The sequence below is a fragment of the Clostridium sp. CTA-19 genome (assembly GCF_054767855.1).
In genome coordinates this window covers 234,639-254,366 of sequence record NZ_BAAABH010000001.1, presented here as the reverse complement: position 1 = coordinate 254,366, position 19,728 = coordinate 234,639, and the positions used below count along the sequence as shown (strand labels likewise).

Annotated in this window: 21 protein-coding genes and 2 pseudogenes; 1 reads left to right on the top strand and 22 read right to left on the bottom strand. The window is 27.3% G+C overall.

From position 1 onward, the window contains the following. Both ACYUE0_RS01210 and ACYUE0_RS01205 read right to left on the bottom strand, forming a co-directional pair. Positions 1-174 (bottom strand): annotated as a pseudogene (locus ACYUE0_RS01210) (RNA-guided endonuclease TnpB family protein); the annotation flags it as partial. Between the two features lie 44 nt (positions 175-218). After that, a complete protein-coding gene (locus ACYUE0_RS01205) occupies positions 219-893 on the bottom strand; it encodes a helix-hairpin-helix domain-containing protein (RefSeq protein WP_061994996.1) in 675 nt (224 codons plus the stop codon). Positions 894-1,236: 343 nt separating this feature from the next. Here ACYUE0_RS01205 and ACYUE0_RS01200 point away from each other — a divergent pair, with 343 nt between their 5' ends. Beyond that, positions 1,237-2,514: a D-alanyl-D-alanine carboxypeptidase family protein gene (locus ACYUE0_RS01200; protein WP_460269190.1), complete on the top strand. Its 1,278-nt coding sequence runs from the start codon at positions 1,237-1,239 to the stop codon at positions 2,512-2,514. Positions 2,515-2,530: 16 nt separating this feature from the next. On the opposite strand, the gene ACYUE0_RS01195 is transcribed toward ACYUE0_RS01200, so the two are convergent. The 20 genes and pseudogenes from ACYUE0_RS01195 to minC form a co-directional block, all read right to left on the bottom strand. Next, a complete protein-coding gene (locus ACYUE0_RS01195; protein ID WP_082761155.1) occupies positions 2,531-3,439 on the bottom strand; it encodes an RluA family pseudouridine synthase in 909 nt (302 codons plus the stop codon). A gap of 304 nt (positions 3,440-3,743) precedes the next feature. Then, positions 3,744-4,127: a RidA family protein gene (locus tag ACYUE0_RS01190; protein ID WP_010292649.1), complete on the bottom strand. Its 384-nt coding sequence runs from the start codon at positions 4,125-4,127 to the stop codon at positions 3,744-3,746. Between the two features lie 71 nt (positions 4,128-4,198). Next, positions 4,199-5,464 (bottom strand): LCP family protein, encoded by a 1,266-nt coding sequence (locus tag ACYUE0_RS01185; protein ID WP_242865264.1) that lies wholly within the window; start codon positions 5,462-5,464, stop codon positions 4,199-4,201. Positions 5,465-5,477: 13 nt separating this feature from the next. Then, positions 5,478-6,044 carry a bis(5'-nucleosyl)-tetraphosphatase (symmetrical) YqeK gene (gene yqeK, locus ACYUE0_RS01180; protein ID WP_199868934.1) on the bottom strand — a complete coding sequence of 189 codons (567 nt, stop codon included), beginning with the start codon at positions 6,042-6,044 and terminating at the stop codon, positions 5,478-5,480. 18 nt (positions 6,045-6,062) lie between these two features. Next, positions 6,063-6,656 (bottom strand): annotated as a pseudogene (gene nadD, locus ACYUE0_RS01175) (nicotinate-nucleotide adenylyltransferase); the annotation flags it as partial. Between the two features lie 127 nt (positions 6,657-6,783). Next, positions 6,784-7,077: a ribosome assembly RNA-binding protein YhbY gene (gene yhbY, locus ACYUE0_RS01170; protein WP_010292656.1), complete on the bottom strand. Its 294-nt coding sequence runs from the start codon at positions 7,075-7,077 to the stop codon at positions 6,784-6,786. Positions 7,078-7,086: 9 nt separating this feature from the next. Then, positions 7,087-8,364, bottom strand: coding sequence for a GTPase ObgE (obgE, locus tag ACYUE0_RS01165; protein ID WP_199868738.1), 1,278 nt, complete (start codon positions 8,362-8,364; stop codon positions 7,087-7,089). Positions 8,365-8,798: 434 nt separating this feature from the next. Next, the gene (gene rpmA / locus ACYUE0_RS01160; protein WP_010292658.1) at positions 8,799-9,101 is read right to left on the bottom strand and encodes a 50S ribosomal protein L27; all 303 of its coding nucleotides are present in this window, start codon (positions 9,099-9,101) and stop codon (positions 8,799-8,801) included. A 1-nt stretch (position 9,102) separates the two neighbouring features. After that, positions 9,103-9,450, bottom strand: coding sequence for a ribosomal-processing cysteine protease Prp (locus ACYUE0_RS01155; protein ID WP_010292659.1), 348 nt, complete (start codon positions 9,448-9,450; stop codon positions 9,103-9,105). Between the two features lie 2 nt (positions 9,451-9,452). Continuing rightward, the gene (gene rplU, locus ACYUE0_RS01150) at positions 9,453-9,764 is read right to left on the bottom strand and encodes a 50S ribosomal protein L21 (RefSeq protein ID WP_010292661.1); all 312 of its coding nucleotides are present in this window, start codon (positions 9,762-9,764) and stop codon (positions 9,453-9,455) included. A gap of 217 nt (positions 9,765-9,981) precedes the next feature. Then, positions 9,982-11,427, bottom strand: coding sequence for an Rne/Rng family ribonuclease (locus ACYUE0_RS01145; protein ID WP_061994999.1), 1,446 nt, complete (start codon positions 11,425-11,427; stop codon positions 9,982-9,984). Positions 11,428-11,448: 21 nt separating this feature from the next. Next, the gene (locus ACYUE0_RS01140) at positions 11,449-12,153 is read right to left on the bottom strand and encodes a TIGR03936 family radical SAM-associated protein (protein WP_199868729.1); all 705 of its coding nucleotides are present in this window, start codon (positions 12,151-12,153) and stop codon (positions 11,449-11,451) included. Next, the gene (locus tag ACYUE0_RS01135; protein ID WP_460269189.1) at positions 12,122-13,981 is read right to left on the bottom strand and encodes a TIGR03960 family B12-binding radical SAM protein; all 1,860 of its coding nucleotides are present in this window, start codon (positions 13,979-13,981) and stop codon (positions 12,122-12,124) included. The genes ACYUE0_RS01140 and ACYUE0_RS01135 overlap by 32 nt, the downstream gene beginning before the upstream one ends. A 69-nt stretch (positions 13,982-14,050) precedes the next feature. After that, positions 14,051-14,893: a M50 family metallopeptidase gene (locus ACYUE0_RS01130; protein ID WP_460269188.1), complete on the bottom strand. Its 843-nt coding sequence runs from the start codon at positions 14,891-14,893 to the stop codon at positions 14,051-14,053. A gap of 16 nt (positions 14,894-14,909) precedes the next feature. Further along, the gene (locus tag ACYUE0_RS01125; protein WP_460269187.1) at positions 14,910-15,665 is read right to left on the bottom strand and encodes a M23 family metallopeptidase; all 756 of its coding nucleotides are present in this window, start codon (positions 15,663-15,665) and stop codon (positions 14,910-14,912) included. A gap of 484 nt (positions 15,666-16,149) precedes the next feature. Continuing rightward, a complete protein-coding gene (gene mgsA, locus ACYUE0_RS01120; protein WP_061995003.1) occupies positions 16,150-16,518 on the bottom strand; it encodes a methylglyoxal synthase in 369 nt (122 codons plus the stop codon). A 10-nt stretch (positions 16,519-16,528) separates the two neighbouring features. Then, on the bottom strand, positions 16,529-17,641 hold the full coding sequence (rodA, locus tag ACYUE0_RS01115; RefSeq protein WP_460269193.1) for a rod shape-determining protein RodA: 1,113 nt from the start codon (positions 17,639-17,641) through the stop codon (positions 16,529-16,531). 174 nt (positions 17,642-17,815) lie between these two features. Continuing rightward, complete coding sequence (gene minE, locus ACYUE0_RS01110; RefSeq protein ID WP_010292678.1) at positions 17,816-18,082, bottom strand: cell division topological specificity factor MinE; 267 nt, start codon at positions 18,080-18,082, stop codon at positions 17,816-17,818. A 9-nt stretch (positions 18,083-18,091) separates the two neighbouring features. Further along, complete coding sequence (minD, locus tag ACYUE0_RS01105; protein WP_061995004.1) at positions 18,092-18,898, bottom strand: septum site-determining protein MinD; 807 nt, start codon at positions 18,896-18,898, stop codon at positions 18,092-18,094. 13 nt (positions 18,899-18,911) lie between these two features. Then, positions 18,912-19,544: a septum site-determining protein MinC gene (gene minC, locus ACYUE0_RS01100; protein ID WP_460269186.1), complete on the bottom strand. Its 633-nt coding sequence runs from the start codon at positions 19,542-19,544 to the stop codon at positions 18,912-18,914. Positions 19,545-19,728: the final 184 nt, after the last annotated feature.

Sequence of the window (19,728 nt, the reverse complement as noted above, 5' to 3'; positions counted from 1 at the left end):
GATTTTCACTAGTTCTGAAACTATTTTATTATTATAATCATTTCTAATATTATATAATCTTTGATGGATTTTCTGTACCTTAACTACTTGCTTTTGGATATTTTGTCTAGTAGCTCCCTCCTTATTATTTTTATTTCTTATTTTTAAACTTTCATATTTCCTTGAAAGTTTTCTTTAAAATTCAATATCTGTTCACCCTAATAATTTTATAATATTAACTATCTAATGTCCACCTTATCTCTTAATTTCTCTAAAGTCTTACCTCCTATACCATCTATATTAGAAAGTTCATCTATACTTTTAAATCCACCATTACTTTCTCGATAATCTAATATTGCCTTTGCTTTACTATCTCCTATTCCTGATAATGTTTTTAGTTGTTCTATAGATGCTTTATTTATATTTATTTTATTATTTTCTTTTCCTGTATTTTTTACACCTTTTTCTGTCTCAACTAAATCCTTAACTTCATCATTTTCTTCTAACTCTTCTCCTATTTTAGGAATGACTATACAATCTTCATCATTTAGTTTTTTAGAAAAATGTATTAAATTTTCATTGGCCTCTTTAGTTAATCCTCCTGCCTCATTTATTATATCTCTTATCCTACTGCCTTCTAACAGCACATATTCTCTAGGATTTTTTACCGGACCTTTTATATCAACAACAATATATTTTTTTTCAGTTGCATTTTCAGTTGTATCTTCATTTTCTATCTCATTAAAAACATCTTTTTCAGTTGTTTTATCTTTATTATGAGTTGTTTCTTCCGAAAAAATTTCATCGCATTCAATTGATCTATTACTCTTTGAAATAAAATAACCGCCTAAAACAAAAATTATTGACATCATTACCATACAAATTGAACCTATTATTTTCTCTTTTTCTTTCATAAAATTATCAACTCCTTATATAATTGAAATAATTTACATTTCAAGGCTAAATCTTTAATTATATCCATATTATTGCCAAATATAATTTATTAATTTTCTTTTTCTGTATTTTTCTGATATAATTTAAATACATATAATGCAGTAAATAAAATATCTTTAACTTTATAAGGGAAAAGTTAATTTTTATTATATATTTTAATAAAAATATTTCATTTACAGTTTTATTAAAATGATTTTAAAACATTTGTAATCCTATAAAAGCATAGTAAGACTAAACTTGATTATAAAATAAGTTAATTGGTTAAAATCATTAATATTAAATTTAAATTACTAGGAGATGATTATGAATACATTAAAGAAACTTTTAATTTGTACATTTACGCTTATGACGCTTAATACCAATCTGGCCGTGGCAGAAACAACAGCTCCAAGTGCTAGTGCAGAAGGGGCTGTTGTCATAAATGCTTCAACTGGTGAAATTATTTATGGCAAAAATGAAAATATTCAATATGCTCCAGCATCCCCTACTAAACTTATGACTGCTTTGCTAACACTAGAAAATTGTGATTTAAACGAACAAGTAAAGATTAGTACCTTACCACCTACTATAGAAGGCTCTAAAATATATCTTGATACTGATGAAATTCTTACAGTTAGAGAACTTTTATACTCTTTAATAATGGTATCTGCAAATGATTCTGCTACTGCTTTAGCTGAGCATATTGGTGGCAATGTCGATAATTTTGCTAAAATGATGAATGAACGTGCCAAAAAGTTAGGTTGTAAAAATACTAATTTTAAGAATCCTCATGGATTATACGAAAAAGAGCATAAAACTACAGCTTATGATTTAGCTTTAATGGAAAAGGAGTTATTAAAAAACTCTACATATTTAGAAATATCTCAAACTAAAAATACACTTTTAGAACCAACAAACAAATTCAAAGAACAAAGACCTCTTTGGAATGACAATCGACTTATACAACCTACTTCTGAATATTATTATCAGCCTTGTTTAGCTGCCAAAACAGGATTTACAGATGAAGCTTTACATTCTTTTGTGGCTTCAGCTAAAAAAGGAAATGAAACTTTTATAGTTTCTCTTTTAAGAGATCAAAATAAAACATATTTCAAAGATAGTAAGGAACTTTTTGAATGGGCTTTTAATAACTTTGAAACTGTGAAATTATATGAAAAAAATAGTAAAGTCACTGATTATAAATGTACTACAACTGGTATAGAAATACCTTTAGTTGCCGGTGAAAGTTTTTACTATACTAAAGATAAAACAGTAACAGATGAACCTAAAATTACTTACGATATAACAGCCTTAGATAATAGTGCTATTTTAGCTGGTCAAAAGGTAGGAGTTGCTCATTTTAAATATAATAATATAGAAAAAGATATTCCCCTTATAAGCAGCAAAGACTATTATCCAATAAAAACTGTCAATACTTACGAATATATAAACAATACAATAACTGATACCACAAATAACTTTACTTTAATTTTAACAGGTATTTGTGTGTTATTTTTAGGGATTATAATTATTTTTATTCTTTTAACGATAAAAAAAAGAAGTGAAAAAAATATGTTTTTCTTAAAAAATAAAAGACATTAGATGTTTCTAATGTCTTTTATTTGGTATCTTCCTTTAAGATATGTATAAGTCTTTTCATGTCTTCTGGCATTTCCTTTTGAACTTCAATAACTTCACCAGTTCGCGGATGAGGAAGTATCAATTTATATGCATGTAATGCCTGCCTTTTTATATATTGTCCTTCTTCTTCACCATATAAGGAATCACCATATATAGGACAATTTAAATAACTAAGATGTACTCTTATCTGATGTGTTCTTCCAGTCTCTAAATTTAATTCTACTAAACTACCCTTTTTAAATCTTTCTAATACCTTAAAATGTGTTACACTTCGTTGTCCACTATCAATTACAGATCTTTTTATACTATCTTCTTTTGCTATACCTATATTAGCATCTATAGTGCCACTATCTTCTAATATATTATTATGGCATATAGCAAGATATTTTTTAGTTATAAGATTATTTTCCATACTTTTAGCTAAACTCATATGGGCAAATTGATTTTTAGCAATCATTATTAGACCTGAAGTATTCATATCTAATCTACTAACTAATCTTACTATACATTTTTCATCATTCTCTCTAAAATAATTTAAAACTCCATTTGAAAGAGTTCCTTTAGGATAACTTTTAGTTGGATGAACCACCATATTCACTGGTTTATTTACTATTATTAAATCCATATCCTCATATACAACATCAATATCCATTTTTTCTGGTATTATGTTTTGACTCTCATTTTTTTTCTCTACTTGAATTATTAATATATCTCCTTCTGTCAACTTATAGTTTAATCTCACAACATTACCATTTATTTTTATTCTATCACTTAATCCAACTTTCTTTATGAATCTACCTGAAAGCTCTAAAACATCTTTCATGTAGTCTCTAACCTTCATACCTTCACCTTTTGATTCAACTTTATATATTAAATTACTATCCAAGATTTCACCACCTATTATTATTTTATATAAAATATTGTATATAATTTCCGATTGCCTAGAGATATGACATTCATTCAACCCTTTAGTCCTAAAAATTCAAAAAAATATTAGAGTTTTTCGAAATAACGGTTTTAAATTATGTTATCATTTTTTTACAATAAGCTCCTTACATAATTTTAAATACCAACTTTAAACCCTATAATATTTACAAACATATTTAAATTCCTCTTAATATTTTATATTATATCAAAAAACTTTTTTCTACACAAAAAAACTCCAGAATATAATCTGGAGTTCTAATTTATTATTCAGCTATTGCTACTACTTCTATTTCAACTAAAGCATCTTTTGGTAATGCTCCAACTTGGAAACAAGATCTTGCTGGTGGATTTGATGTAAAGAATGTTCCATATACTTCATTCATAGCAGCAAAATCATTTATATCTTTTAATAAAACTAATGTTTTAACTACTTTATCCATTGAAGTTCCAGCTTCTTCTAATATAGCTTTAACGTTGTTTAAAGATTGTTCTGTAGCTTTTCTTATATCGTCATTTACTAATTCTCCAGTTGCAGAGTTTATTGCTAATTGTCCTGAAGTGTAAACCATATTTCCTGCTTTAACAGCTTGAGAGTATGGTCCTAAAGCTGCAGGCGCTTTTTCTGTGTGTATTATTTTCTTTTCCATTTTAAATTCCTCCTTAAAATTGTGTGTATATTTATAAATTCAATTTCTAATGAATCTATTATCTAATTAAATTACTGTGTCTTATCTTCTCCTAAAATTACTTCTATCTCACAATCAGGATTTACTTCTTTCATTATTTTAATATTACTTATTCCAAAATCTTTTTCTATACTAGCTTTATCTTCCTCTTTAAGACCATATAATCTAATTTCAGATACGCTAACTGGTTTTAAAGATTGATCATAATTTCCATATATACAATTTTCATATCCTTTTGCAAGTATTCCATTTGCAAAAGTTTCTGCTAACCCACCTTGATTAGTCCCATTTAAAATACTAACTCTAAGTTTTGATTTACTAATAGTAGTTGGGTCTTCATTGTTTAATATGGATATAATATCACTATTCATTTCTTCTTTATATATATAATACGATGTTTCATCAATCCATGCATCTTCTCCCATTAAAGTATGGAATGCTATATTATTTTTAGGTGTTGAAATCACATTTAATCCATAATCCATAATTTCCATAGCATTTAAATTAGTCTCTAAATATTTAGGAAAAACACCTAATATTTTTGGAGCTTTAGTTATTATTGATGGACTTTGAACTTTAGATAACAAGGCATTATAAAATTTTTGTTGCTGTTTTATTCTTCCTATATCACCTTCTACAAGTCCTGTACCATCATTGTTTTTTCTCCATCTAAAGAACTCTTCTGCTTTCTTTCCATCTAAATGCTGAGGCTCTGTACTAGCAGTAAAATTTATATGCAAGTCTTGAACTGGGTCATCATAGTACATGTTTTGATCTATAACTATATCAACACCACCGACAGCATCTATTATTTCTCTAAACGCTATTGTATCCAATTTTACATAGTAATCTATATTTACATTTAACAAATCTTCCACTGTATCAACTAAATATTGAACTCCACCAATAGCATGTGCTGCATTTATTTTACGAGTTCCTTCTTCCAACTCTACTAAAGTATCTCTTGGAATTGAAATTACATCATACTTTTTATCAACTTTATTATAATGAACCAACATTATAGTATCTGTTCTTTTAGGATCATTTTTGTCATTTTCATCACCTGAACCTAAATCTACACCCATAACTAAAAAATTTGCTGATTCTACATCTTTAGTTTGATTTCTGTCTTTGTCATTACCAGTAATATCTATAGAGTTATTACTAAACGTAGATAAATACATATATCCGCCGCCAACTACCATAAATATTAAAAAAGAAAATATTATCAATATTTTTTTTAGTGATGATGACTTTTTATTTCTTTTTTTCTTTGTTTTTTTATTATTTTCTCCCATATTAATACCTCAATTATTTTATTAGTAGGTAATTTCTAGCCTCTATCGTTTTCGGATAAAGTAATTGATTTTTAGATATTATATACTTTATAGTTTGATTATACATCATAAGTAAAGCTTTATCTAAATCTTTTATTGCTACTTCTCTAATATCGTCTACTCCTTCAAATTTTCTTGAAGGTTCTATACCATCTGATACATATATTATTTTTTCTAAAATACTCATATTAGGTCTTCCAGTTGTATGATATTTAATTGAATTGATAATATCTACATCATTTATATTAAATTTTTCACCTGCTATATATGCTCCTACAAATCCATGCAATAACATAGGCGAATGTTTTATAGTTTCATCTACTTCTATTAAGTTATTTTCTTTAGTTATTTTAATTAATTCATCGTCACTCATATTTTTAGCACAATCATGTAAAAGTGCAGCTATTCGTGTTTTATATTTATCACAACCATAAATTTCACATAAACTCTCAGCAGTTTCTAAAACACCTAATGTATGAGTATACCTTTTAGGCCTTAAAGCTCCTCTAATGTACTGATATATTTCAGTCTCATTAACCATTTCTCCACATCCTCTTGAATATAACTTTAGTTCAAGTATTTTATGAAAAACTTCATTTGGAATAAGGTACTTAATATTTTCACCTTTTAAAATTTTCTTTTTTATATTAGTTGATGAAATATCTACTAATGGAACGTTTAAAAACATTATTTTCGTTTTATATTTTTTTTCTATATATTTTTTTTGTTGTTTAACATCTTGAATATCATAACCAGGTCTATTAAAAACTATGAGATTACATAGTTTTAATAGTCCCTTTACATTTTTCCATTTTTCTATTTCAAGTAAACTGTCTGCACCAACAATAAAATACCAATCTGTATTAGATTCTATTTTTTTAAAATGCTCTAAGGTTTTATATGTGTAACTAGCTTCATCTCTTACTATTTCATAATCATCTATTTCAAAATACTTTTCACCATTTATAGCAGCATTAACAATGTCATACCTTATTCTTCCATCAGTCACATTCCTTTTATCTTTATGTGGTGGATTTCCACTTGGTACAAAAATTATTTTATCCAACTTTAACTTATATAATGCTTCATACGCAATATTCATATGACCATTATGTATTGGGTCAAAAGTTCCTCCAAATATAGCTTTTTTCATAGTAAAACCTTCTCTTTTAAATCTATTATATATAATATCACATAAAATAATATTTACCAAATTTAAAATTTCATTTACCCTTTTAGTTATTTTAATTTAACTAAAAGATACTTTTATTTGCTTTATATTACTTTGGTAATTCTATTTTAGGTTTTTTCTTTGACTTTCTATATAATACAAGCTTACTACCTATAGCTTGAATTCCTTCACAGTTTAATTTTTCGCATATATAATCAGATGCTTCTCTTGAAGTAATTCCACTATTGTTAAGAGTTTTTATTTTTATTAACTCTCGTGCTTCTAAAGCAGTATCTACTTGTGCTAAGAAATTTTCTTCTATTCCACCTTTACCCACTTGAAATATAGGGTTCATATCATTTGCTAATTTTCTTAAGTATCCTCTTTGTTTAGTTGTTATCATATTTTCCTCCTACAGTAAAAACTCAAATTCAAAATCATTAAGCCTTATAATATCTCCGTCTTGTACTCCCATTTCTTTCAAATCATCAAATACTCCCTTATTTCTTAATACTTTATGGAAATATCTTAATGAATCTGGTTCATTAACATTTACACTGTTAAGTAGTCTATCAACAAAAGATCCTTCTACTACAAATATACCTTCTTCTTCTTCTTTTATAGTGTACGTAAATCTTTTTTCTTCTGGTATATATTTTTCATCATCACTTATTTGAAGATCTTCTACTGGTATGTGTGTTAACATTTCAGCTGCTTCTTTCATCAGTTCATCTACACCTTTATTAGTAGCTGCAGAGATTTTAAACACTTTGTCATATCCCATTTTATTCAATTCTTTTTTAAAGTTTTCAAAAACTTCTTCATCAAATAACATATCAGATTTATTTGCAGCAATTATTTGTGGTCTATCCCATAATTTAATACTATATTTTTTTAATTCTTCATTTATTCTTTTAAAATCATCAATAGGATCTCTACCTTCTAATCCTGAAATGTCTACTACATGTATAAGAAGTCTTGTTCTTTCTATATGTCTTAAGAAATCAAGCCCTAACCCTATACCTTCAGATGCTCCTTCTATTATTCCTGGTATATCAGCAATAACAAAGTTTTGTATTCCTTTTAAACTTACAACACCTAAATTGGGCTTTAATGTTGTAAAATGATAGTTTGCTATTTTAGGTCTTGCCTTTGATACAACAGAAAGCAATGTTGATTTACCTACATTAGGGAATCCTAAAAGTCCAACATCGGCAAGTAATTTTAATTCTAATTTAACAAATCTTTCTTCTCCTGGCATACCTGGCTCTGCAAAATTTGGAGCCTGTCTTGTTGGTGTACAGAATTTACAGTTTCCTTTTCCACCCTTTCCACCTTTGCAAACTACATATGTATCGTCAGCATGTGATAAATCACACATTATTTTATTTGTCTCAGCGTCTCTTATAACTGTTCCCATTGGAACATTTATTACAAGGTCTTCACCATCTCTTCCATAACATTTGGAGCCTTCACCTTTTCCTCCATCATTTGCTATAAATTTTCTATTATATGAAAAATCTAATAGCGTTGTCATATTACGGTCAGCTTTTAATACTATACTTCCGCCGTTTCCACCGTCTCCACCGTCTGGTCCTCCAAGTGGAACATATTTTTCTCTTCTAAATGAAATACATCCATTACCACCAGTTCCTGATTTAACAAATATCTTGGCTGTATCTATAAACATATATCTTCACCTTACTTTCTAAAATTATATTTAGTCATACTTAATTAAATCACAAATGAAGTTTAACGTGTCTTTTTAAATAATACACATTACAGCTTTCTTCTGTTATTTGCTTTTATATGACTTAAGAATTAGGAATTAGGAATCATTTCATATTAATTCTTTCTCTTACCTTCATATTATAAAGTTTTGCCCATATATAATTAATAATACGCATTTATATTCTTATACACAATAACTTTTTATAAGTTTAGAGCTTAAAATTTAGAATTATAAAAGTTAATACTGATAAATTCCTAGTTTCTAATGTTTTAAATCTTATTTATCCTTTTTAACTTTTTAAAATCATAGTAACTAAATTTAAATTATATTTTTCTAATTCTTAATTCCTAATTCTTAATTAAAAAAGCACCCCTATAAAGGGTGCCTTTAAACTATTCAGCTATTGCAACTTCTACATCAACTGGATAAATACTAGCTTTTTTCTTGTCTTTACCCATTCTCTCGTATCTTACAACACCATCTATTTTAGCGAAAAGAGTATCATCTCCACCTATTCCAACGTTGTTTCCTGGATGGATTTTTGTTCCTCTTTGTCTAACTAAGATGTTTCCAGCAAGTACAAATTGTCCATCTGCACGCTTAACACCAAGTCTCTTAGATTCACTATCTCTTCCGTTTTTTGAGCTACCTACTCCCTTTTTGTGAGCACATAACTGAAGGTTTATTAGTAACATATCACTGCACCTCCTCTACTAATACTTTAAGGTATTTTCCATAACTTATTTCTAAATTTTGCAACCCTAGTAACATCGTTTCAAGCAGAACCTGTGCACTCTCTATTTCACTATGTAATAAGTTTGATATATCTAACTGTATATCACCTTCATCTGCAACATAAGTTGCATTTAGCTTTAACACTTCTACCAACCCTAAGATTGTTACCTGCGCTAAATTTGATACACATCCACAAACTACATCATCATAAACAGTTACTTTTTCTTGTCGATCATAATATTCAGCATGACCATTTACACGAAACGATACTAACTCACTAGATTTCTTTGTAAAATTTATATTAATCACAATTAAGCCTCTATTTTCTCAATTACGATTTTAGTGAAAGGTTGTCTGTGTCCTTGTTTCTTTCTGTAGTCTTTTTTAGGTTTATATTTGAATACTATAACCTTTTTAGCTTTTCCTTGTGCTACAACTTTAGCAACAACTTTAGCTCCATCAACTACAGGCTTACCAATTACTAAACCTTCCTCTTTTCCAACTGCTAACACTTGATCGAATTCTACAGTTGAATCAACTTCAGCTTCAAGTTTTTCAACGAATAAAACGTCTCCCTCTTGAACTCTATATTGTTTTCCTCCAGTAAGTAATACTGCGTACATGTAAATACACCTCCTCAATCCAGTCTCGCCTTTTAAGGTACTTAATCAAATAAGTTTCAACACCTTTTCCGTGCGGTCTACAAAAGCCATTTTAGCACATAAAAATATCTTTGTAAAGATTTTATTGTTAAAATTTATTTTTAATTACCCACATAAAATAAAATAATCTACAGTAATAATAGAGTATATTTTACTCTATTATTTAATTAAATATACTTTAATCAATATACTCCTCAGGATAAACCTTATATATATGTAGGTTTTTTATTTGACTATTAAAAATAAGTGGCTCTATTTTAAATGTATCTATCCCATGTACATAATTAACATAGATATTTTTATCTAAACCATGAATATTTTTCACAAAAGATAATATATCACTTTTTATTTCATTTTTATAGATATCATTTATTTCTATATACATATTCTTTACATCTTGTTCCACTTTTAAACGTTCTATATTGTTTTGAATCATTGTTTCTATATACGAAAGTTTCACTTTCACTCCCTTGCCATTGCAAGAAGTACATTTTTCAAATATATATTCAAAAATAGACTTTCCACTTCTTCGTCTTGCTATTTGTACAAGGTTTAACTCAGTAAAGTCATATATACTTACTTTATTTTTATCATTTTTAAAATGCTTTTTTAATTCTTCTATTATTATTTTCTTCTCTTCTGATTCCTTCATATCTATAAAATCTACAACTACGATTCCACTTATGTTTCTAAGCTTTATCTGATCTGCAATTATTTCAGCTGCTTCCAAATTAGTTTCAAATATAGTTTTTTTCATAGAGGAATTTTTAGTATTTTTAGCAGAATTTACATCTATAACGTGCATTGCTTCTGTTTTTTCTATAACTATATTTCCTCCACTTGGTAGATTCACTTTATTGTTTCTTAAACTTAAAATTTCTTTTTCTATCCCAAAATAATTAAATAGACTTATAGCATCTTCATATATCTCTAAATTAACTTTTTCAAATTTATATTCTAGAATTTCTTTACAAAAATTGAAGTCATTTAGATTATTTACTATAACTTTATAGTTTTCATGTTTTAATCCCTTTAATATATTTCCTATTATTCCATCATTATCATATAATAGACCTATATTTTTAGAATAAGTAAACTTTTTAGTGACATTTTCATAAATGGAATAAATAGTTTGAATTTCCCTATTTATTTCATCACTTTGAACTCCATATGCGCCGGTCCTTAGGACAACTCCTATATTTTCAGGTTTATGTATGTTTATCATAGCATTTTCTTTAAATTTATCATCTTTTATTTTAGGCGAAAATCTTATTTCTTTATGACCATTTGATAAGACTACATAATTTCCTGGGAAATTCACATTTTCTGTTACCTTTGCTCCTTTTTTGCCACTTTGTTCTTTTATAACCTCTACTAGAACCTCTTGCCCCTTTTTTAAAGTTTTTAAATCTCCTTTTAAATACATATAAGCATTCTTTTTTGTTCCTATATCTATAAATGCAGATTTTATGGATGGCACTATATTTTGCACCACTCCTTTATATATATTAGAGACTTTAGGTTCATTATTCTCTTCTTCTATATAACACTCTGATAATTGTCCATTAGTTTTTACCGCTATTCTAACAATTTTCTCATGTCTTTCAATAAATATTTCTTTCAATTAGAAACACTCCAAACTACTTTAAAAATATTCATTAAGTGGAAGCATAATTTTCCCTTTTAATGCATACATATCTATTCTTTCTATATCTACAAAAGCGTCTTTTTCTATGGCATCTACATGGTTCTTTATAAAATCAGCTAATAAACTTGCAGATAGATTTGCTCTACTACCACATGCTAATGTAGAATTTAATACTATATAGTTATCTTCTTTAGAAAAAGATATCTTTTTTATTAAAGGTCTAATATCTACATCTTTTTCGCCTTTTTTACTTTTTTTAATAGTATTCCATTCTTTTATATTATTTAACTTTTTTATTCCTTCTAAAGCTTCTTCTGAATTAATAGTTTTTAACTTTATTTTATATTTAGCTTCATCTATTATAGCCATTGCTTGCGGACATTTAGTATTTTCTTCTTTTTCAACTTTTTTAGCATCTAAAAATTTAATACCAATTGGCGCATTTTCATTTAATAAATTTACTATTTCCTCTAAAGGCATCTCTTCTTTAAATACAACATCCATATATTCTCCACTAGAATAGACCCCTACAGAAAGTGGTTGAGCTATAGATATTGTCATATGAGGATTAAATCCTTTTGAATATTCAATTGGTAAATCTGCTCTTCTTATTGTTCTTTGTATTGTTCTCATTAAATCTAAATGTGATATAAATTTTATTTCACTTTCTTTAGTGTATTTTATTAAATAACGCACCTTCAAAGCATTTTCCCTCCTTAAAGTTTACATTTACTCCACACCCAGTACATCTTTCTCTACAATCTGGAGTTAAGCTTGCTTTTTTTGCATTTTCATTTTCTTTCATTAAGTATTCTTTTGTAACACCTATATCAATAAACTCCCATGGAAGTATTTCATCATAACTTCTTTCTCTATATGTATAGAAGTCTCCATCTACTCCACACTCTTGCAATGCTTCTTTCCAAGTTTCAAAGTTAAAGTATTCACCCCAACCATCAAATCTTGCCCCTTTTTTAAAAGCTTTAATTAAGACATCACATAATCTTCTATCACCTCTTGCAAATACTGCCTCCATATAGCTTACTGGTGATTCATGCCAATTATAAACTATAGCTTTGCTTTTTATAGAATCTCTTAAATTTCCAATTTTACCTTTAACACTTTCCATTGTATCCATTGACGCCCATTGGAATGGAGTAAATGCTTTTGGAACAAATATAGACGTACTTAAAGTAACTCTAAGTCCTCTTTTCCTTATATTTTTAGGAACTTTAAAATATTCTTCTACAACTTTTTCTCCAAGAGTTCCAATTCCTATAACATCATCCATAGTTTCATAAGGAAGTCCTATCATAAAGTATAACTTTAATGTTGACCATCCAGCTTCAAAAGCGCTTCTACTAGAGTTTAATAGATTTTCTTCATTTACACCTTTATTTATTATATCTCTCATTCTTTGACTACCTGCTTCTGGCGCAAATGTAAGTCCTGTTTTTCTAACTTTTTGTATCTCATTAATTAAATCTACTGAAAATGAATCTATTCTAATAGAAGGTAGTGAAACCCCTATTTTTTTATCTTTATATTTTTCTATTAAAGAAAAAACTAGGTTTTGTATATCTGAATAGTCACATATACTAAGTGATGTTAATGAAACTTCCTCATATCCTGTCTTCTTTATAATATCATCTACTTGATTAACTAATGTAGATGTCTTCTTTTCTCTAACCGGTCTATAAATCATACCTGCTTGACAGAATCTACATCCTCTCGTACATCCTCTAAAAGTTTCAAGAGTTATTCTGTCATGAACTATCTCTGTATAAGGAACTATAAGTTTATCTGGATATGTATTTTCATCAAAATTTGTAATTATTCTTTTCTTAACTTTTTTTGGTACATCTTCATACTTAGGTTTAAAGCTTTTTATCGTATTATCATCGTTATATTCTACATTATAAAGACTTGGAACATATATTCCTTCAATTTTTGAAGCAGCTCTTAAGTACTCTTCTCTAGATTTGTCTTTATATTCTTTATATAGATTTAAAAGTTCATTTAAGACTTCTTCCCCTTCTCCTAAGCTAAATAAATCTGCAATATCATAAAGGGGTTCTGGATTGTAAGCACAAGGTCCTCCCATCATAACTATTGGGTGATCCTTTGTTCTTTCTGATGCTCTAAGTGGTATATTAGACATATCTAACATATTTAATATGTTTGTATAACTCATCTCATATTGAAGAGTAAAACCTAAAAAATCAAACTCACTTAAAGACTCTTTACTTTCTAACGCAAATAATGGAATACTATTATCTCTTAAAGCTTTTTCCATATCTGGCCATGGTGCATAAGCTCTTTCACAAAATGTGTCTTCTCTTTGATTTAACACATGATACAGTATTTTACTTCCTAAATGAGACATTCCTACCTCATAGACATCTGGAAAACAAAATGCATATCTTATATCTACTTTGTTTATATCTTTATTATAAGAATTAAATTCTCCACCTATATATCTAGCTGGTTTTTCAACTTTATATAGTATATCATCGGAAATTTTCTTCATTTAAATTCCTCCTTAAGTTAATTACAATACTTTATTTTATCATAAGCTAATAATAATTCAAAATATATATTAATATTTTTTTATTAATTCTTCTAAGGTTATATTTCCATCATTTTTTAAAAACTCTATTATCTCTTCCTCATATATAGTTTTTAAAACTTCCATGTTATCATCTAATACAGTAAATATATGATAATGGTTCTTGTCTATGAAATCTAATAACTGTATAAGGTTTAATTTGTAATAAACAGATATACTTTTATTTTCTATATAACCTCTCTTTAAGAGTTTTTCTCTTTTCTTTATTGTATAACCCATAATTACATAAACTATCCTTTCTTTCTCTTTCTTTGTGATTATTAATATAAAAACAGCTATTAAAACTATATTTATATTCGACACATCATAAGGTAAAGAAATTATACCTAATATTAAAATTATATAGGCACAAAACATACTGATATTTAAAGCTATTTCATTAGCCTTCTTATATAAAAATTTAACTCTTAATACATCTTTTAAAACCCGCCCTCCATCTAAAGGAAATAATGGTAATAAATTAAACATGCCTAAAGCTAAATTATAATCTAAAAATTTTTTGATTATTATATTTCCATATAATGCGTATAAAGATAAACTTATTAAGGCTAAAATAAAATTTCCTATTGGACCACTAATAGATATTAGTATATCCTCCTTTATTGAAGCTTCATCTAAATCTTTAAGTTTTATAGATGCCCCAACAGGAAGTAATTCTATACAAAAACCTTTAAACCCTAAAATTCTAGCCATAAAATAATGGCAAAACTCATGAATAATAACTATGGAAAATCCCATAAATAAATTTTTATTTAATCCTAAAATTATTAAAAATATTAGATAAGGTATTAAATATTTATTAAATTTTATCAAAATTTCACCTATATCTTCAAATTACCATACTATTGTATATATCTTGTGCTTTTCCCATGTAAAGTATCTCAAAATAAAAATTTGTGATACCTTCTGGTGATACATCCACTTCACCAATAACTGTGTCTTTGTCTACCTTATCTCCAACTTTAACAAATATTTTTGATATATTATAATATTTACTTTCTATTCCTTTACCATGATCTATTATTATATATTCACCTAAATTTTTATCCACATCTATTTTTTTTATCTTTCCTGAATTGCAGCTCTTTATAGGTGTCTTTTCTTTTATTGAAAATGTTATAATATTATCTTTATCTTTCCTATGAGCATCATCTTCAGAAGACTTATTTGCCATAACTGGTATTGAATATTCTGTTTCTAGCTCTTCAATTATTGTTTTTCCACCTACAAATCCGGCTTTTATTTTATCAATCATTTGCACACTAACATTTTCTACATCATCCAAGGTCATATTCTCTAACCTATTTACAACATATTTATAATCATATTTTTTATTTATAGCTCCATTAGCACATTTCAGTACTTTATTGCCATATTCATTATTTACAGTTTTGCATCCTAAAAAAAATATCATCATAACTATAGCTATTGATAATTGAATTATAAATTTATTAGCTAAACTTAATTTTTTTTCACTATTAAAATTAGGTTGTACATGACCTTGCCTTCGATTTACACTAATGTTTCTTTTTCCTTTTGTAAGATTATTATAATATCTTTCATAAAGTTCTTTATAATGATTCATAATCCTCTCTCCCCATTTAATATTTTAGATTATTTAATATCATATTATGTATTTAAAATATCTATTGCTATAGGGTTACAATCTCGTATTTAAATTTATTCATGAAATCTTTGTTATTAGTTGAAAAACAAGTACAGCTATAGTTAATTAAGAGTTAAAAGTGATGGATGAAACTAAAAATAAGTGTTAAATACTCTCATTTGATAAATACATAAGTTTAAAATTCATCTTAGAACCCTATATATAGCTTTTTAATGTAATTTTTTATTAAATAGAAAAATACAAATTCAGTTAGTTTATTTACATTAGAATATGATATTAGTTTTTAAACTCCTACTTTTTTATTTATATTTAATTGATTGAACTTTTATGAATATTGTTTTTATTATAAAGACCTACTTTAATTATTTAAACGTAAACTTTATATAACAAAAAAGCTATTCTAGATAGATTTTTTCACTACCTAGAATAGCTTAAATTTTCTTTATTTATTTTTCATTGCAGCAATAATTGTTTCTGCTGTACCTAAATTTGTTGCTAATGGCACTGAATGCACATCACAAAGTCTTATAAGAGCATTTACATCGGGTTCATGTGGTTGAGCCGTTAATGGATCTCTAAAGAAAAACACCACGTCTATTTCTCCTTGAGCTATCTTTGCTCCTATTTGTTGTCCCCCACCCATGGTTCCTGTTAAAAAAGTGTGTATATCAAGGTCTGCAAGTTTTCCAACAAATTTACCAGTAGTGCCTGTTGCATACAATTCATGTCTACATAATATTTTTCTATATCTTCTTGCAAAATCTATCATTTCATCTTTTTTCTTATCATGAGCAATCAATGCAATTCTCATATAATTCCTCCTAGAAATTAATCTTCTTTCTTCTCATTCCTACATTTAGCATTAATCCTAAAGAAATAAAGTTAGTAAGCATAGAACTACCTCCATAGCTTACAAATGGAAGAGTTATTCCTGTTACTGGCATAATTCCTATTGCCATACCCATATTTTGAATTATAGAAAACATTAAAAATCCTATTATACCAGCACATAATATACTTCCTGATACATCTTTTGATGTTTTAGCTATATTTATAAGTTTATATAAAAGTATTCCATATAATGTTAGTAATATTATAGCACCTAACATTCCCCACTCCTCACCTATAACTGCAAATATAAAGTCAGTGTGATTTTCTGGAACAAATTTATATTGCTTACCATTTAAAAATCCAAGGCCAAATAATCCACCAGATCCTATAGCTATTTTAGATTGTATAATTTGATGTCCATATGTCAACTCAAATTGTTCTGGATTTAAAAATGAAATTAATCTATTTTTCCAGTAGTCATGCATTAATGGAGAATTCCACAATGCAACTATAGTTACAATCAGAAAAGACAAACCTCCAGTTATTATTTTCCAATCTACATTTGCTACAACCACTATTGGAAGTATAATAAAAAAGGATACCATAGTCATTCCCATGTCTGGTTGTGAAACTATTAATATCATAGGAATAGCTGCATAAAACATCATAGTTAAGATGCTTTTTAAACTATTAACGTCACCTTCCATATCTTGAATAACCCTTGCTAGCATAAGTATCATACCTATTTTAGCAAACTCAGCTGGTTGAATAGCCCTACTACCAATACTAATCCAACCTGTAGCTCCATTTACAGTACTTCCTAAAACATAGTTATTTAAAATAAGCAATATTACTCCGCCCCAATAAATTATAGAAGCATAATTTAGAATTAAATTATAATCCCAAATAAGCATTATGTACATAGCTATCAATCCAACTATAAGCCACATAAACTGTAACTTAGCATAATATATTCCAGCGGTACTGTTTGTTGCACTATATATATTTAATATAGAAAATGCAACAATTAAAACAACTACAATTATTATGCTATAATCTAATCTTTTTACAAGTTTACTATTTAATTTAAGCTTATTTATCATATTTATCAGCATAATTATCCCTCCAACATAAATATGATTATAGCACATTTAAAATAATAACAAAAGTTTTTATAATTTATATCTATACTGTTTTTATAAATTCTTAAATTAAATTATATATTATAAAATAAGCGTTGAAATAAAATATTAATTTTACCTCAACACTATTTTCATTTATCTTTGTTTTATATTTTTTATAGGTATACTAGCTATTAATGCTGGTGAAGATCCTTGTATTTCTTCTGTTTTTGTTATTTTTACATCTACTTCACTATCATCTATTTCAACATACTTAGATATAACCTCAAGCAAATCTCCTTTTATCATATTTAATAAATCTGGAGAAAAATTTGCCCTATCATGTATTAGTATTAATTTTAGTCTATCTGTAGCTATACCTTTCGATGATGCTTTGTTTGAAAATAATTTAAAGAATTCCATAACTTCCTCCTATTTATTACCCCCAAATATTTTCTTTATTGTTGCAAAAAAACCTCCTTGCTGAACCGTTACGCTTAAATCTAAAAACGGAACTTCATATCCCATTATTCTTTTAGCAATATTATTAAATGCTTGCCCTGCATCAGCGGAATTGTCTAATACTATAGGTTCGCCTTTATTAGTAGATACTGTTACCTTTTTATCATCAGGCACAACTCCTATTAATTTTATAGCAAGACATTCTTTTATATCTTCAATATCTAACATATCTCCATTTTGTGTCATCTCAAAATTTATTCTATTAACTATCAATTGAGTATCTTCTAATCCTTTTGCACATAATTTTCCTATAACTCTATCAGCATCCCTTACCGATGTTATTTCTGGGTTAACTACAACCACAGCTCTATCAGCACCTACTATAGCATTTTCAAATCCTTGTTCAATACCAGCTGGACAATCAATTATAACATAATCAAAATTATCTTTTAAATCATTAACAACCTTTAACATAGCCTCTATATTAACATCATTTTTATCCCTAGTTTGAGCTGTAGGCAATAAAAATAAATTGCTAAATCTTTTATCCTTTATTAATGCCTGTTTTAATCTACATTTTTCATCTATTACATCAAGTAGTGTAAAAACTACTCTATTTTCAAGGCCCATAAGAACATCTAAATTTCTAAGTCCTGTATCACCATCTATTACTACCACTTTTTTTCCTGCAGAAGCTAAAGCAGTACCTATATTTGCTGTTGTTGTTGTTTTGCCAACTCCACCTTTTCCTGAAGTTATAACAATTGATTCTCCCATACTATCTCCTCCATTAAATGTATTTATTAACTAAATACGGTTCAACTATTATGTTTCCATTTTTTATTTTTGCAATTTCTGGATATGTAGGTTTAATTCCATCATCTGGAGATATCGTCATCAAATTTGCGATCTTTAATATTTGAGGATTTAAATAAAAAGCTCCTATTATGGCTTTTTCATTTCCTGTACATCCAGCATGAACACAACCTTTTATACTTCCTAAAACTATAATGTTACCAGCAGCACATACTTCTGCTCCTGGATTTATATCTCCTATTATAACTAAATTTCCTAAATACTCATAAGTTTGTCCACTTCTAATACTCTTTCTAAGATATTTAGTTCTTCCTTCATAAACGCCATTAAACATTTTTGAATTTGTTTCTTCTATGTCTATAAATATACAATCTTTTATATAAATTTTTTCAAACAATATATCCTTTATATAATTTATTTCTCGCTTTGTAAATTCCTTTATTTGAGTAGTTATTTTTATAGTACAACCTTTATAAAAATTTTTTCCTTTCGAAAGTTTTTCTATTAAACAACTAATCATATCTTCAAAGCTTCTAAACTTATTAATATCTATAATAACATTAAGTCCATCTCTATTTCCTTTTAGTATAATATTATCTCCTTGCATACATATCCTCCACACTATGCTATTTGATATATTTCAACATGTTTAATTAAAATCCTTCTTTTTGATTAAAAAATTTCTATTTTTTAGCAAATCTAGAAAGAATCCATGTTTTAAACTTTTAATTACAAAAAAAATATATCACAATTTCACATTAAAATCTATTGATATGATTAAAAGTTGGAAA